Here is a 15258-nt window from a genome sequence, read left to right on the forward strand (position 1 = left end):
AAGACATGAAGGCCACGAAGATCTTTGGAATCGTTCTCGCGGGCGGCGAAGGCAAGCGCCTGATGCCTTTAACCGAAGACCGGGCCAAGCCCGCGGTTCCCTTCGGCGGGCATTATCGGCTGATCGACTTCGCGCTGTCGAACCTGATCAACTCGGGTGTGACGCAGGTCGTTGTGCTGACGCAGTACAAGTCGCACAGCCTCGACCGTCACGTTTCCCAGACCTGGCATGTCTCCGGCGGACTCTTCAACTCCTACATCGCGTCCGTGCCCGCGCAGCAACGGCTGGGCAAGCGGTGGTTCAGCGGTTCCGCCGACGCAATTCTGCAGAGTCTCAACCTGATCCACGACGAGAAGCCCGACTTCGTCGTGGTGGTCGGCGCCGACCACGTGTATCGGATGGACTTCAGCCAGATGATTGACGCTCACATCGCCTCTGGCGCGGAGGCCACAGTTGCCGCGATCCGGCAACCGATCGGCCTCGCCGACCAATTCGGTGTGATCAGCGTTTCGGCCGACACTCCGGACCGGATCACGGCATTCATCGAGAAGCCGAAGGATGCGGTTGGCCTGGCCGATGCTCCGCACGAGGTGCTCGCGTCAATGGGCAACTACGTGTTCAACACCGACGCGCTCATCGACGCGGTGCTGCGCGACGGCGACCGCCCCGACTCCAGCCACGACATGGGTGGCGACATCATTCCCGATTTCGTCTCGCGGGGAACAGCCGGCGTCTACGACCTGAAGAACAATGCTGTTCCCGGTTCGACGACGCGCGACCGCTACTACTGGCGTGACGTGGGAACCATCGAGTCATTCTTCGAAGCCCACCAGGATCTGATTTCCACTCTGCCGATCTTCAACCTTTACAACCGCGACTGGCCCATCTTCAGCCAGCAGCTCAACTCTCCCCCGGCGAAGTTCGTGCGGGATGCCGCCGGTGCGATCGGCACGACCATCGATTCGATCGTCTCCCTCGGCAGCGTCATCTCCGGTGCTCACCTCGAGCGCAGCGTGCTCGGACCATGGGCAACCGTCGAGTCGGGCGCCAAGGTCGTCGATTCGATTCTGTTCGAACGCGTGCACGTGCAGCCGGGCGCTACCGTTCGCCGCGCCATCCTCGACAAGGACGTGGTGGTCTCAGCCGGGGCGGGCGTCGGGGTGAGCCGTGATCGAGACCTCGCTCGAGGATTTAGTGTGACTGATACAGGTATTACCGTCGTTGGCAAGGGAGTGCACGTTCAACCGTGACCGTTTCAAACCGTTTTTTGATAGTTCTAGACGCAGATTCCACCTTGATCGAAGACGAGGTTATTGAGCTTTTAGCGGATGCTGCAGGGTCACGGGAGTTGGTGGCTGACGTCACCGAACGCGCAATGCGCGGTGAACTCGACTTCGCCGACAGCTTGCGCGAGCGCGTGAAGACCCTCGCCGGCTTGCCGACCAGCGTGTTCGCCGAGGTCGGCCGACTGATCCGGCCGACACCGGGCGTGCATGACCTGATCGCCGGCATCCACGCGCACGGCAGCCGGGTCGGAGTCGTCTCCGGCGGATTCCATGAGCTGCTCGACCCCCTGGCCGACACGCTCGGGCTCGATCACTGGCGTGCCAACCGGCTCGAAGTGGTCGACGGGCGTCTCACCGGCGGTCTCGTCGGACCGATCATCGATGCCGCGGCCAAGGCCGAGGCACTCCGCGAGTGGGCTGCAGCCGACCAGGTGGACATCCGCCAGACCGTCGCCGTGGGCGACGGCGCGAACGACCTCGAGATGATGGCCGTGGCCGGACTCTCCGTGGCGTTCAACGCCAAGCCGCGGGTGAAAGAGGAGGCGGATGTTGTGATCGACGTCTGCGACCTCAGCCAGGTGCTGCCGCTTCTCGGCCTGCGCGGCTAGAGCCGACTGGCAGCTTCATGGAGTGGACGGCGGAGGTCAGCAGCGGAGATTGGCTGAAGTTGCGCACCACGCCTGCCGGATGGCCGGGGTTGCGAAGCTTCATCCCGTCGGGATTCGAGGCTTATCTGCGTGTGTTCCATCCGATGACGAGGGACCGTGTTCTGGGCCACGAGTGGGCACAGATTGAAACTGATTTCGGTCGGGGAACGTTTTACGAGATCGAGACCGACGTTGAATCGGCCACCTGGGCCGAGACTGCTGCAGCCTTCGGCACGACAATGCACCCGCTCGCCCAGTCCCACCGGATCCTCGGTCGAGAATACGGAAGCAACGTGCTGCGTGTCGACGCTGCGGGCTGGCGATACACCGATCCGTCGGTGGGTCGGCTGCCCGTTGAGGAGTTGGCGTCGATCGTCTCGGCGTTGACCGCCGGCTCCCGAGCGACCGGTCACGGAATTGCAGCCATTTGGGAGGGGTTCGGTGGTTTGACGAGTTCCACCGGATACGCCGACGTCGGATTGGGCCTCAGCGACGATGACGCAGCAGAACGTCCAGACGATGACGCCGCGGTTGGGACCCCGAACACCATTTCGTGGTCAGACTCGGCGCCCGGAACCGGCTTGCTTTCCGCAGAAGCAGCATCCGGCCCGCGCCTCGCAGCGCCCAACCGGGACTACATCCTCTTCCGGGTTGGCCGCGCAGAGTTCACCGACATCAGTTGGCCACATCGGGCGCCGTGGGTCCGCCCGTCAGAGATCAGCTCTCCCCCGACGCCGACAATGCTCTGGCCCGACGACCATTCGTGGTTTCTGATCAGTGAGATCGATTTCGACAGCACGATCATCGGTTGCTCACGCACTCACGCAGCCGACCTTCTCACGCGCACCGGCATTGAGGCGTTGCCAATCACTCTCGACGCAGACCTCACCACGCTGGGCGATCGGGTCAACTTCTAGCTACCTTCGACCCGGGCGTGGGGAATCCCGCTGGGCGTGGGCTTTATCGCACGCCCAACCGGGTTCCCCACGCCCAGATGGCGCGAAGGGTGAAAGGGTTAGTGGCCCATCCCCAGGCCACCGTCAACGGGGATGACCGCACCCGAGATGTACCCCGCGTCATCGCCGGCAATCCAGGTGACCACACGGGCAACCTCGGTCGGGCTGGCAAAGCGACCGGCCGGGATGTTGCGCTTGTACTCGGCCTGCTGCGCCTCGGGCAGCTCGGCCGTCATGTCTGTTTCGATGAAACCGGGCGCGACGACGTTCGCGGTGATTCCGCGCGAGCCGAGCTCGCGGGTCACCGAGCGAGCGAGGCCGACGAGTCCGCTCTTGGACGCCGAATAGTTGACCTGGCCGGCGGAGCCGTACAAGCCGACGACGCTCGAGATCAGCACGATGCGACCGAAACGAGCCTTGAGCATCCCCTTCGACGCGCGCTTGACGACGCGGAAGGCACCGCTCAGGTTGGTGTCGATGACCGAGGTGAAGTCGTCCTCGGACATGCGCATCAGCAGGGTGTCGCGGGTGATGCCGGCGTTGGCGACGACAACCTCAACGGGGCCGTACGCAGCCTCAATCTCGGTGAACGCGGCATCGATGGATGCGGCGTCCGTCACGTCGGCACGCACGGTGAGGCTTCCCTCCGGGCCGGCGCCGCTGCGCGCGGTCACCGCGACCCGGTGGCCCTGCGCCAGAAACTCTTCGGCGATGGCGAAACCGATTCCGCGGTTGCCACCGGTAACAAGCACTGTACGAGCCGTTGTCATGCACTGATCCAATCTCTCGCCCGGCCGATTGCTGCCGCGCATACGTGAAATCAAGCTTAGAGCGTCGTCCACGCAGCCCAGCGAGACGTAGGCTGGAGTTAGCACAACTCCCACCGGCTCACCGAAGCGACAGCCTCCATGAAACAGCAATCGATCACCTCCCTCCCCCTCTCCCCCGAGGCGGAACGACGCAATCGAATGATCAAATATTCGATCACGATGGGTATTCGTGTCGTCTGCATCCTTCTGATGCTGTTCGTACAGGGCTGGTGGCTCGTCGTCTGCGCCATCGGGGCCATCGTTCTGCCCTACATCGCCGTTGTTATCGCCAATGTGCACGCCGATCCCAGCGGTTCCCAGGTGATGCGCCCCGGCGGCGTTCAGGTTTATCGTCCGGAGCCATTCACCCCCGACGCGAAGCCGACAGGCCCGTCAGACGAAACGCCTGGTACCGACCAGCAGAAGGACGCTTGATGATCGGGCTCAGCACCCCGCTCGATTCTCCGACCTGCTCACGCGCAGGCTGCCGCGACGACGCAATCTGGCGGCTGGACTGGCGCAATCCGCGCATCCACGCTGCAGACCGCACCAAGACCTGGCTCGCCTGTGCCGAGCACGTCGACTACCTCCGCGATTTTCTCGCGACCCGCGACTTTCCCCTCTCCGTTTCCCTCCTCGTCGACCAGGCGTCAGATGAGTCACACCTCGACCAGACAGCTGATTCAGTGATCACTCCTCCCGCCCAGTCCGTCACCGAATCCGCGGTTGCTACCGACACCACGGCGGATGCCCGATGACCGGGTGGAAGTTCGCGTTCAGTCGCCGCTGGGCCGGCTATCTGGCGATCGCCATTCTGTTCGCCGCGGCGTGTGCTGGTCTCGGCATGTGGCAGGTTGCCCGTCGCGAAGAAGCATTGGCCGAGATCGCAAAGGTCAACGCAAACTGGGATTCCGCACCCATCCCCGTCACCGAGGCGCTCCCGACTCTTGACGCGTTCACAGACTCGCAGAAGTGGCTCCCGGTCACCCTCACCGGAACCTACCTGGCCGAAGACGAAATGCTCGCCCGCAACCGGCCGTTGAACGGCATGCCGGGGTTTGAGGTGTTGACTCCACTGCAGCTGGCTGATGGCACGGTCTTCATCGTCGATCGCGGCTGGCTGACGACGGGCTCGAAGCAAGACGCTCCCGACGCCGTTCCTGCTGCGCCGACTGGCGAGGTGACGGTTGTGGCCCGTCTGAAGGCGGGAGAGCCGAACTTGGTGGGTCGCTCCGCGAGCGGCAATCAAGTTGCGACGATCAACCTCAACGACATCGCGAAGCGCTTGGACACCCCGACCTATACCGGCGCCTACGGCCTGATGGCCTCGGAAGACCCGGCCCCGGACACCCGACCGACGGCAGTGGTTCGGCCCCCGGCCGACGAAGGCCCCCACCTCTCGTATGCCTTCCAATGGTTTGTCTTCGGAGTGCTCGCCTTCCTCGGGCTCGGTTGGGCGGTGCGTGAGGAGTACCGCAACGTGAACTCGGAAGACCCCGAAGAGCAGAAGCGCGCCGAAGAGCGTGCCCGGCGAAAGGCCGCGAAGCCGCGAAGTGACGCAGAAGTCGAAGACGAGCTGCTGGGCTCCTCACACTGACGGATAACGAAGAAAGCGGCGGTCCCGATTGATTCGGGACCGCCGCTTTCTTCACTCTGAAGCGCCTGACTACGCCAGCGTGATCAGATCCAGGTAGTCCCGGTTCCAGTGGTCCTCGACGCCATCGGGGAGGATGAGCACGCGCTCGGGGTTCAGCGCCTCCACTGCTCCCTCATCGTGGCTGACCAGAACGACAGCTCCGCTGTAGTTGGCCAGTGCGTCGAGGATCTCTTCGCGGCTGGCCGGGTCGAGGTTGTTCGTGGGCTCATCGAGAAGCAACACGTTGGCGCCGGAGACCACGATCATCGCCAGTGCGAGTCGCGTCTTCTCACCACCGGAGAGCACGCCGGCCAGCTTGGTCGAGTCGTCACCGGTGAACAGGAACGAGCCCAGCACGCGCCGGGCTTCCATCTCGGTGATGTTCGGCGACGACGAGACCATGTTCTCGAGCACCGAGCGCTTCACGTCGATGGTCTCGTGCTCCTGGGCGTAGTAGCCGATGCGCAGACCGTGGCCGGGGATGATCTCTCCGGTGTCTGACTTGTCGACGCCGGCGAGCATCCGGAGCAGGGTCGTCTTGCCGGCACCGTTAAGGCCCAGGATGACGACCTTGGAGCCGCGGTCGATCGCCAGGTCGACGGCGGTGAAGATCTCGAGGGAGCCGTAGCTCTTCGACAGGTTCGTCGCCATGATCGGAGTGCGACCACAGGGCGCGGGCTCGGGGAACCGCAGCTTGGCCACGCGGTCGACGGCGCGCACGTCATCGAGGCCGGCGAGCAGCTTCTCGGCGCGTGCCACCATCTGGTGGGCCGCGGCGGCCTTGCTGGCCTTGGCGCCGAACTTGGCAGCCTGCAGCTGCAGCGTCGACGCCTTCTTCTCGGCGTTGGAGCGTTCCTTGCGGCGGCGCTCCTCGTCGGAGGCACGCTGGCGCAGGTAGTTCTTCCAGTTCATGTTGTAGACGTCGATGATGGTGCGGTTCGCGTCGAGATAGAACACTCGGTTGACCGACTCGCCAACGAGCTCGATGTCGTGGCTAATGATGATGCAGCCACCGCGGTAGCTCTTGATGTGCTCGCGCAGCCAGACGACGGAGTCGGCGTCGAGGTGGTTGGTGGGCTCATCGAGAATCATGGTCTCGGCGGCCGAGAACAAGATGCGGGCCAGTTCGATGCGACGACGCTGACCACCCGAGAGGGTCTTCAACTGCTGGTCGAGAATGTGGTCGGGAAGGCTCAGGTTGCTGGCGATCGATGCCGCTTCCGCTTCGGCGGCGTAGCCACCGAGAGCGTTGAACTGGTCAGTGAGCGTGGAGTACTTGCGCATCGCGGCTGAGCTGACGGAGGCATCCGCGTCACCCATCAGCAGGCTGGAGTCATGCATGCCCAGCGCGATGGTCCCGAGGCCGCGGGCATCGAGGATGCGCGTACGAGCGAGCATCTCCGGGTCGCCGGAGCGCGGGTCCTGCGGCAGGTAGCCGATCTCGCCGATGCGTTCGATCGTGCCCTTGGTCGGCAGYGTCTCACCGGCGAGGGTCTTGGTCAAGGTGGTCTTGCCGGCACCGTTGCGACCGACCAGGCCGATCTTGTCGCCATTGGAGACGCGGAAGTTCACGCCTTCCATGAGCACGCGTGCCCCCACTCGGATTTCGAGATCTTGCACACTGAGCACAGCAATAGTCCGTTCGGAAAGAAGTGAAGAGAGACGGCCCGACCGGGCCAACTCTCTAGTATATTTGCCCGCGCGCACTCCCACGTGCGCATCGAGGTTCTGAGCTCTAGGAGAGAGCCCCGCGCAGAGCCTTTTCGAGCCAGTCGCGGTAAGCCTCGCTCGACCAGCCGAACTCGGTGACGAGCATTCGATAGACCTGCGGATGGCCGAGGGCCCAGATCGCAGCGGCGGCTTCCGGATCGCTCATCCCACCACGCAAGCCCCGCAGAGCGCGGAGCGACGACGCAACCTCGCCGAACGTGTGAAGGCGTGACGCAACGGACCGACGTTCAATCGCTCGGACATCGCCGTCGACGGCCGCAGCCTGACTGATCATCAGCAAGACATTCACTGTGCGTTCGTTGACAGCGAGAAACCAGTCAGCAACGACCCGCAGAATCTCGGCCGCCGACGATGACGCCACCACGCGTTGCCTCAGCGCCGCCGGAACAAGGTCTTCCGTGCCGGGTCCCTCTGCAGCCAGCTCGAGTACGGCAGCGAGCAGTTCGGCCTTACTGCCGACCGAGTTGTAAATGGTCTGCACCGCGACATCCGCTTCGGCGGCTATCGCGCCGATCGACGTGGCGACATAGCCCCGGTGCAGCATGAGGCGACCGGCGGCGCGCACAATGTCGCGCCGGGTTTCACCGGCACGCTCAGTTCGCCGTCGTTCTGCGGGAGTTTCGTGTTTCGTCACTCCATTAGAGTAGCATTCCAGTAGGTAGAACCGGATTCCAAGTGAGGCCGCGCGATGGCACGCGGCACCGAGCTTGACCGTTCCGGTCAAGTTTCCCTGGTACGCCGGGGTGTCTCGACCGCAAGTGTCAAACTCGGCGAGATTGCCTCGGCGGGATTGAGTCGTGACAGCGAAAACGCCCGGTCCCTCAGGAGAGGGACCGGGCGTTGGGATTACGAGAACTAGATCGAGAAGCCGAGCGCGCGCATCATGTCGCGGCCGTCATCGGTGATCTTGTCTGGACCCCACGGCGGCATCCACACCCAGTTGATGCGGAACTGGTCGACGACGCCGTCCAGCGCCTCGGCCGTCTGCTCTTCCAGCACGTCGGTCAGCGGGCAGCCGGCCGAGGTGAGGGTCATGTGGATGATGAGAGCGTCGTTCTCGTCGTCCCACCCGAGGTCATAGATGAGTCCGAGGTCGACGACGTTGATGCCGAGCTCGGGATCCATCACGTCTTTCAGCGCTTCTTCGATCTCATCGAAGCGCGCCGGACTCAGTGTTGAAACCATGCTTCTAGCCTACGTTCGGCAGTGCCAGAAAGCGATCGTAACCTTCGTCTTCGAGGCGGTCGGCCAGCTCGGGGCCACCCTGCTCTGCAATGCGTCCGTTGACGAACACGTGCACGAAGTCGGGCTGGATGTAACGCAGGATGCGCGTGTAGTGGGTGATCAGCAGCAGACCGAGGCCAGTGTTGGCCTTGGCGCGGTTGACACCCTCAGAGACGATCTTCAGCGCGTCGACGTCGAGGCCGGAGTCGGTCTCGTCGAGCACGGCGAACTTCGGCTTGAGCAGTTCGAGCTGCAAGATCTCGTTGCGCTTCTTCTCGCCACCGGAGAAGCCCTCGTTGACGTTGCGCTCAGCGAAGCTCTTGTCCATGCGCAGGTTCGCCATCGACTCGCGAACGTCCTTGATCCAGCCACGGATGGCCGGGGCTTCGCCATCGATTGCGGTCTTGGCGGTGCGCAGGAAGTTGGTGACGGAGACACCGGGAATCTCGACCGGGTACTGCATCGCGAGGAACAGGCCGGCGCGGGCGCGCTCGTCGACGCTCATGGTGAGCACCTCTGCGCCGTCGAGCAGGATGGAACCGCTCTCGACGTGGTACTTCGGGTGTCCGGCGATCGTGTAGGCCAGCGTGGACTTGCCCGAACCGTTCGGACCCATGACGGCGTGAATCTCGCCTTCCTGGATGCTCAGGTCGACACCGCGCAGGATCTGCTTGGTGCCCTGGTCGGTCTCGACGCTGACGTGCAGGTCTTTGATCTCAAGAACAGACATGAATTTCGTTTTCTCTTTCGTAAGTGTGAACGCCTGGGCGACGGGATGCGTTGGCCCGGTGGCGAGGTCAGTTTCGGTCAGACGGCCAGAATGACGGCGGTGTCGATGTACACGTCGCCGTCGATCAGCTCGACCTTGTACGCGGGAACCGGCTCGTAGGCCGGGAGGGTGAGCGGCTTGCCGGTGCGTAGCGAGAACTTCGAGCCGTGAGCCCAGCACTCGAGCGTGTCGTCTTCAACGAAACCCTCCGACAGTGAGATGTCGCCGTGCGTGCAGGTGTCGCCGATGGCGAAGACCTCTCCGGCTGAATCACGAACGACGGCGATCGGGATGCCGTCGATGTCGACCTTGATGGCCTGATTGGCTTCGAGCTCGTCGAAACCACAGATCTTGATGGACGCCATGTTTACTCGCCTTCCGTTCCGGTGAGTTCTGCCTCGATGGTGATCTGCAGGCGTTCTTCAAGCTGCGGGGAGCCGATCTGCTGCACGATCTCGGTGAGGAAGCCGCGCACGACGAGGCGACGTGCCTCGTCTTCGCTGATTCCGCGTGACTGCAGGTAGAACAGCTGTTCGTCGTCGAATCGACCGGTAGCGCTGGCGTGGCCGGCACCGAGGATGTCGCCGGTTTCGATCTCCAGGTTCGGAATCGAGTCGGCACGTGTGCCTTCGGTCAACACCAGGTTGCGGTTCTGCTCGTAGCTGTCCGTGCCGGTCGCCTTGTTGCCGATCAGCACATCGCCGATCCACACCGTGCGAGCGCCCTGCCCCTGCAGTGCACCCTTGTAGGTGACACGGCTGCGGCTGTGCGGTGCGTCGTGGTTGACGTAGACCTGCTGCTCGAGGTGCTGTCCGGCATCCGCGAAGTAGAGACCCAGCGCATCGATGTCCGAGCCGGAACCGGCCAGGTGCACCGACGGGTTGACGCGCACGATGCTGCCGCCGAGGGAGACGACGACGTGCTTGAGGCGCGCGTCGCGGCCGACAGATGCGAAGTGGTTGGCCAGGTGCACTGCGCCGTCGTTCCACTCCTGCAGCGTGACAACCGTGAGGTTGGCCGATTCGCCGAGGATGATCTCGACGTTCTCGGTCAGGCGGGCGTCACCGTTGTTCTGCAGGATGACGACGGCGCGGCTGAACGGCTTGGCCTCGATGATGGTGTGGGCGGCACGCGGGGCTGAACCGAGGTTCGCACGACTGACCGTGATCTCCTTGGCGTCTTCACCGCTGACCGTGATGGCCAGAGCCTGCTCGAAGGAGGTCCACGCGTTGGCGGAGGCGCGCTCTTCCGGCAGTCCGGCGAGGCCGATGCGGGAGTCGTCGCGGCCGACCCAGCCGACAGTGATGTCAGATGAATCGACGTCGGCCGTGTCGGTCGAGCTGATCTCGTAGGCAGAACCGTCAAGCTCGCCGGCGGTCAGATCGGTGAACTTGGCGACCGGGGAGAGCTTCCAGACGGCTTCACGGCCGGTGACGGCTTCGAAGTCGGTGACCTCGGCGCTCTTGAACCGGGCAGAGCGAGTCTGCACCGGAACAAAACCGAAGCGACCGTCTGAGTGCTCCTTGATCCCGTGCTGTTCGGTGGTGGGCAATGCGTTTGAAGTTGAGGCGACGGACATTTAACCGACGGATCCTTCCATGCCCATTTCGATGAGCTTGTTGAGTTCGAGGGCGTACTCCATGGGGAGCTCCCGGGCGATGGGTTCGATGAAGCCACGCACGATCATGGCCATTGCTTCGTCTTCCGGCATGCCGCGGCTCATCAGGTAGAAGAGCTGCTCTTCGCTCACGCGCGACACTGTCGCCTCGTGGCCGAGCTGCACGTCGTCGACACGGATGTCGATGGCCGGGTAGGTGTCGGAGCGTGACTTGGTGTCAACCAGCAGTGCGTCGCAACGCACGGTGTTGGCCGAGTGGTGGGCCGCAGCATCCATGCGCACCTCGCCGCGGTAGCCGGCACGACCGCCGCCACGGGCGATCGACTTCGACACGATCGAGGACTGCGTGTACGGAGCCATGTGGATCATCTTGGCGCCGGCATCCTGGTGCTGGCCGGGGCCGGCGAACGCGACGGACAGGGTCTCGCCCTTGGCGTGCTCCCCCATCAGATAGATCGACGGGTACTTCATGGTGACCTTGGATCCGATGTTGCCGTCGATCCACTCCATGGTGGCGCCTTCGGCAGCCGTCGCACGCTTCGTGACCAGGTTGTAGACGTTGTTCGACCAGTTCTGGATCGTCGTGTAGCGAACGCGGGCGTTCTTCTTCACGATGATCTCGACGACGGCCGAGTGCAGCGAGTCCGACTTGTAGATCGGGGCGGTGCAGCCCTCGATGTAGTGAACGTAGCTTCCTTCATCGGCGATGATCAGGGTGCGCTCGAACTGACCCATGTTCTCGGTGTTGATGCGGAAGTAGGCCTGCAGCGGGATCTCGACGTGCACGCCGGGCGGCACGTAGACGAATGATCCGCCCGACCAGACGGCCGTGTTGAGCGCGGCGAACTTGTTGTCGCCCGACGGGATGACGGTGCCGAAGTACTCGGTGAAGAACTCCGGGTGCTCCTTGAGCGCGGTGTCGGTGTCCATGAAGATGACGCCCTGAGCCGCGAGGTCTTCGTTGATCTGGTGGTAGACCACTTCGGACTCGTACTGAGCCGCGACACCGGAAACGAGGCGCGAACGCTCAGCTTCGGGGATGCCGAGCTTCTCGTAGGTGTTCTTGATGTCGTCGGGCAGGTCTTCCCAGGTCTGGGCCTGGCGTTCGGTCGAACGAACGAAGTACTTGATGTTGTCGAAGTCGATCTCCGACAGGTCAGCTCCCCAGGTCGGCATCGGCTTGCGCTCGAACAGTTCGAGAGCCTTCAGGCGACGCTTGAGCATCCACTCTGGTTCGCTCTTCAGGTTCGAGATGTCGGTGACGACCTCGGGTGAGATGCCTCGGCGAGCGGATGCGCCGGCGGCGTCGGAGTCGGACCAGCCGAACTCGTACACCCCCAGGCTCTCCAGCTCGGGGCGGTCAAGCAGAACGTCCGACATACTTACCTCTTCTCCTATCCAACACAACCCGGATATCAGTCCGGTCATTCCCAGACATGCCTCCGTGACGGAGACCCTGCCAGGGAACGGGTTGCGTGGACGGCTACGTTGCGTACCTACGATTGTTCAGGATCACTCCTTGCTGCGTACCATTGGAACGAAGCCAGCGCGCGAGAAATCCACGAAACACCTAATTCTACAGGTTGATCCGTGGATTCGGAGTGACTGCTCGGCATTTTCACACGCGCACGACAGAACAGGATCGACTCCCGGTGAAGCGGATTACAAATTGGTTGCCCGATCGCGTCGATGGTCGGCTGCGTGTGATCGCCTGGGTCTACCTGGCGGCACAGATTCTGCTGGTCGGAACCGGTGGACTGGTGCGGTTGACCAGCTCAGGTCTCGGCTGCCCGACCTGGCCGAGGTGCACGGCCGAATCCTTCGTGAACACGCCGGAGATGGGCATCCACGGAGTGATCGAGTTCGGCAACCGCGTGCTCGGCATCCTGCTCGGCCTGCTGGCCATCGTCGCGTTCGTCGCCATCCTGCGCATCCGCAAGGAACGCCCTGATCTCTTCAAGCTCACCCTCTGGGCCGGCCTCGGCATTCCCGCGCAGGCCGTCATCGGCGGAATCAGCGTGTTGACCCAGCTAAATCCGTATGTCGTCGGATTCCACTTCATCGTTTCGGTTGTGCTTGTCGTGCTGTGCACCGCCTTCGTCTACCAGGTGTACACCCCGGTCGGTCCGCGTGTTCCGGCCACTCCCCGTTGGTTTGCGCTGCTCGCCCACGTGACCAGCGCCGTCATCGGGCTCACGATCCTCGTCGGCATTCTGACCACCGGGTCCGGACCGCACGCCGGCGATGCCGATGCCCCGCGCAACAACCTCAACTCCGAGTTTCTGCAGCATGTGCACAGCTGGCCCGCCTACCTGACGCTGGCCCTCACGCTCGTTCTGGTGATCGCAGCCATCAAGCTGCAGCTGGGCTCGGTACGCACCTGGACCGTGGCGCTGCTCGCCGTCGAATTGGTGCAGATCGGCGTCGGTCTCTGGCAGGCACGCAGCGGGCTGCCGCCGTTCCTCGTGGGCATTCACATGGTGCTGGCCTGCTGCCTCGCCGCCGCCATGGTCGCCGTCATCCTGAACCTCAAGAAGCCGGTGACAGCTTCGACTGCTTCAGCTGAGGCCTCTGCGGACGCAGCGGTCAACGCCTAGCCAACGTCACCCCCCGATCACGCCTCACGGCCCCATCGGGTGCCGGGCGTTCATGGCGCCCCGGGAGGCGACAGCAGGCTGTCCGCGCAGTATTCTGCAGGCATGTGGCAGAGCGACGACGCCCCATCTCCCCCGCCGGACGATGCCGCGCGATTGGCCGAATTCGGTCCTCCGGTGTTCGGGTTCGTTCCGCAGCCCCGGCTGCGTGAGCGCGGCTGGAGTTGGTTTGCCCGCGATGGGATCACTGTGGAAGCGCAGGCCCACTACTGGCTCGCGGATGCGAACGGCGACTTCAGGTTCACCGAGTCACCGCTCGGGTTGCCCGGCACGGAATTGCGGGGCTTCGTCTTCACCGATGTGATCGGTTCGACGGGCCGCCGCGACGAACCGATTCATGCCGCGCTGGTGCAGCATCTCGACTACGTGGTCAGCAATTTTCAGAAGTCACGCTACGAACCCGGCACGCCCCAATGGATCGACCACGGCCAGTCACGACGTGCAGCGATCGAGACGGCCGACGTCTCCCCCGCAACGCTGACGGTTCTGGGCGACTCGACGCGTGATCCCTCAGATCAGAACCGCTCGGTCAACGCGATGTCGGCATCGGCCGCCGTGTTCTCGGCGACGACGGCAGCGATCGACGGGCGCATCGTGACGGTCGTCATCCACCACGCCGATCGCGAGCAGATCGACATCCGTCTCGTTCGTCGAGTTTGAGACTTGCGGTCGAGTTGCCCTGCTCTACCCGGCAAACTCGACCGGAACAGGCAAACTCGGCGCCGCACGCAGGGTGCGAGAACGGTTAGAAGGGCAGCAGCGGGTCGACGCCGACAGCCACGAAGACCAGCGTCAGATAGGCGATTGAACCGTGGAACACGCGCATCGGTGAGACGTGCTCGTGGCGAATCGCGAAATTGTAGAGGCGGTGCGTCTCGTAAATGAACCAGCCGCCGGCGACCAGAGCCGTGAACGTGTAGAGCAAGCCCATGTCGGCGATCGGAATGAGCAGCAGTGAACAGGCAACAGTTGCCCAGGCGTAGAGGATGACCTGCAGGCCGACCTGAGTGCGACCGCGCACCACGGCGAGCATCGGCACGCCGGCCGCCTGGTAGTCGTCGCGGTACTTCATCGACAGCGGCCAGTAGTGCGGCGGCGTCCAGAGGAAGATGATCGCGAACAGGATGAACGGCGGCCAGGACAGGTCGCCGGTGACGGCGGCCCAGCCGATCAGCACGGGCATGCAGCCCGCTACTCCGCCCCAGACGATGTTCTGTGCCGTGCGGCGCTTCAGAATGAGCGTGTAGAACACGACGTAGAGCAGGATCGCGCCGAGCGAGAGCGCTGCGGCGAGCCAGTTCGTGAAGATCCAGAGCCAGGCGATCGAGGCGGCACCGAGCACCCAGGCGAAAACAAGAGCCTGGCGGTCGGTCAACTCACCGGTGACCAGCGGGCGGCCCTTGGTGCGCTTCATCACGCGGTCCATGTCGCGGTCGATGTAACAGTTGAAGGCGCCGGCCGAACCGGCGCTGAGGGCGCCACCGATCAACGTCGCAAGAACCAGCCAGAGGTTCGGGATACCCCGCTCGGCCAGGATCATCGTCGGCGCGGTGACCACGAGAAGCAGTTCGATCACCCGCGGCTTGGTCAGGGCGATGTACGCCTGCAGGGTTCGACGGAAGCCGGGCTTCCCGCCTACGGTGCGTGTCTTTTCGGCGACGTCCATTGCTCCTCTAACGCTGTGCGATCCCATCAATTCTAGGCCATCCCCCGCCGACGTCGGACTGACAGCGAGGATGCAGCATGCCCACTGCACGCGTGCCGCCTCCCTCCCTATACTGAGAGTGTTCCCCCAACTCACAGTGAACGTGCCTCTGGGAGCCGCTCTGGCCCCCTGGTAGTTCGCAGCGATGCCGATGACGTCAAAGGGCGCGCACACCTCTATCAGGGAGCGGGTTGACGTCAACCTGCCCTCATTGCATTCAGAA

Annotated in this window: 16 protein-coding genes and 1 pseudogene; 8 read left to right on the forward strand and 9 right to left on the reverse strand. The window is 63.7% G+C overall.

The window, feature by feature from the left end; translation table 11 throughout:
- Positions 1-5 precede the first annotated feature (5 nt).
- From AB4Y63_RS04465 to AB4Y63_RS04475, 3 genes are read left to right on the forward strand one after another with little or no spacing between them, the layout of a single operon-like run.
- Positions 6-1250: a glucose-1-phosphate adenylyltransferase gene (locus tag AB4Y63_RS04465; RefSeq protein ID WP_441789840.1), complete on the forward strand. Its 1245-nt coding sequence runs from the start codon at positions 6-8 to the stop codon at positions 1248-1250.
- A complete protein-coding gene (serB, locus tag AB4Y63_RS04470; RefSeq protein WP_441789841.1) occupies positions 1247-1894 on the forward strand; it encodes a phosphoserine phosphatase SerB in 648 nt (215 codons plus the stop codon). Before AB4Y63_RS04465 ends, serB begins: the two co-directional genes overlap by 4 nt.
- A gap of 17 nt (positions 1895-1911) precedes the next feature.
- Complete coding sequence (locus tag AB4Y63_RS04475; RefSeq protein ID WP_441789842.1) at positions 1912-2850, forward strand: hypothetical protein; 939 nt, start codon at positions 1912-1914, stop codon at positions 2848-2850.
- Positions 2851-2948: 98 nt separating this feature from the next.
- Here the strand turns inward: AB4Y63_RS04475 and fabG are convergent, their stop codons facing one another.
- Positions 2949-3659, reverse strand: coding sequence for a 3-oxoacyl-ACP reductase FabG (gene fabG / locus AB4Y63_RS04480; protein WP_441789843.1), 711 nt, complete (start codon positions 3657-3659; stop codon positions 2949-2951).
- 138 nt (positions 3660-3797) lie between these two features.
- Here fabG and AB4Y63_RS04485 point away from each other — a divergent pair, with 138 nt between their 5' ends.
- The 3 genes and pseudogenes from AB4Y63_RS04485 (at position 3798) to AB4Y63_RS04495 (ending at position 5295) form a co-directional block, all read left to right on the forward strand.
- Positions 3798-4133: a DUF3099 domain-containing protein gene (locus AB4Y63_RS04485; RefSeq protein WP_441789844.1), complete on the forward strand. Its 336-nt coding sequence runs from the start codon at positions 3798-3800 to the stop codon at positions 4131-4133.
- Positions 4133-4336: pseudogene (locus AB4Y63_RS04490) on the forward strand (hypothetical protein); the annotation flags it as partial. The gene AB4Y63_RS04485 and the pseudogene AB4Y63_RS04490, both read left to right, overlap by 1 nt.
- A gap of 116 nt (positions 4337-4452) precedes the next feature.
- Complete coding sequence (locus AB4Y63_RS04495) at positions 4453-5295, forward strand: SURF1 family cytochrome oxidase biogenesis protein (protein WP_441789845.1); 843 nt, start codon at positions 4453-4455, stop codon at positions 5293-5295.
- Between the two features lie 69 nt (positions 5296-5364).
- Here AB4Y63_RS04495 and AB4Y63_RS04500 read toward each other — a convergent pair whose 3' ends face one another.
- The 7 genes from AB4Y63_RS04500 to sufB all read right to left on the reverse strand — a co-directional run bounded on the left by AB4Y63_RS04500 (position 5365) and on the right by sufB (position 12056).
- Positions 5365-6963 (reverse strand): ABC-F family ATP-binding cassette domain-containing protein, encoded by a 1599-nt coding sequence (locus tag AB4Y63_RS04500; protein WP_441789846.1) that lies wholly within the window; start codon positions 6961-6963, stop codon positions 5365-5367.
- 106 nt (positions 6964-7069) lie between these two features.
- Positions 7070-7699, reverse strand: coding sequence for a TetR/AcrR family transcriptional regulator (locus tag AB4Y63_RS04505; protein WP_441789847.1), 630 nt, complete (start codon positions 7697-7699; stop codon positions 7070-7072).
- Positions 7700-7920: 221 nt separating this feature from the next.
- The gene (locus AB4Y63_RS04510) at positions 7921-8250 is read right to left on the reverse strand and encodes a metal-sulfur cluster assembly factor (protein WP_345062610.1); all 330 of its coding nucleotides are present in this window, start codon (positions 8248-8250) and stop codon (positions 7921-7923) included.
- Between the two features lie 4 nt (positions 8251-8254).
- Positions 8255-9019 carry a Fe-S cluster assembly ATPase SufC gene (gene sufC / locus AB4Y63_RS04515; protein WP_441789848.1) on the reverse strand — a complete coding sequence of 255 codons (765 nt, stop codon included), beginning with the start codon at positions 9017-9019 and terminating at the stop codon, positions 8255-8257.
- Positions 9020-9096: 77 nt separating this feature from the next.
- Complete coding sequence (locus tag AB4Y63_RS04520) at positions 9097-9423, reverse strand: non-heme iron oxygenase ferredoxin subunit (protein ID WP_441789849.1); 327 nt, start codon at positions 9421-9423, stop codon at positions 9097-9099.
- Between the two features lie 2 nt (positions 9424-9425).
- Positions 9426-10637: a Fe-S cluster assembly protein SufD gene (gene sufD / locus AB4Y63_RS04525; RefSeq protein WP_441789850.1), complete on the reverse strand. Its 1212-nt coding sequence runs from the start codon at positions 10635-10637 to the stop codon at positions 9426-9428.
- Positions 10638-12056 (reverse strand): Fe-S cluster assembly protein SufB, encoded by a 1419-nt coding sequence (gene sufB / locus AB4Y63_RS04530; RefSeq protein ID WP_345062602.1) that lies wholly within the window; start codon positions 12054-12056, stop codon positions 10638-10640.
- A 272-nt stretch (positions 12057-12328) separates the two neighbouring features.
- Between sufB and AB4Y63_RS04535 the strand changes: the two genes are divergently transcribed.
- Together AB4Y63_RS04535 and AB4Y63_RS04540 are read left to right on the forward strand one after the other, a co-directional pair.
- Positions 12329-13273 (forward strand): COX15/CtaA family protein, encoded by a 945-nt coding sequence (locus AB4Y63_RS04535; protein WP_441789851.1) that lies wholly within the window; start codon positions 12329-12331, stop codon positions 13271-13273.
- A gap of 102 nt (positions 13274-13375) precedes the next feature.
- A complete protein-coding gene (locus AB4Y63_RS04540) occupies positions 13376-13990 on the forward strand; it encodes a hypothetical protein (protein WP_441789852.1) in 615 nt (204 codons plus the stop codon).
- 85 nt (positions 13991-14075) lie between these two features.
- On the opposite strand, the gene AB4Y63_RS04545 is transcribed toward AB4Y63_RS04540, so the two are convergent.
- Entirely contained in the window at positions 14076-14996 is a 921-nt protein-coding gene (locus AB4Y63_RS04545) for a heme o synthase (protein WP_441789853.1), read from the reverse strand.
- Positions 14997-15258 lie beyond the last annotated feature (262 nt).

The organism is Leifsonia sp. YAF41, assembly GCF_052113185.1.
Classification (GTDB): domain Bacteria; phylum Actinomycetota; class Actinomycetes; order Actinomycetales; family Microbacteriaceae; genus Cryobacterium.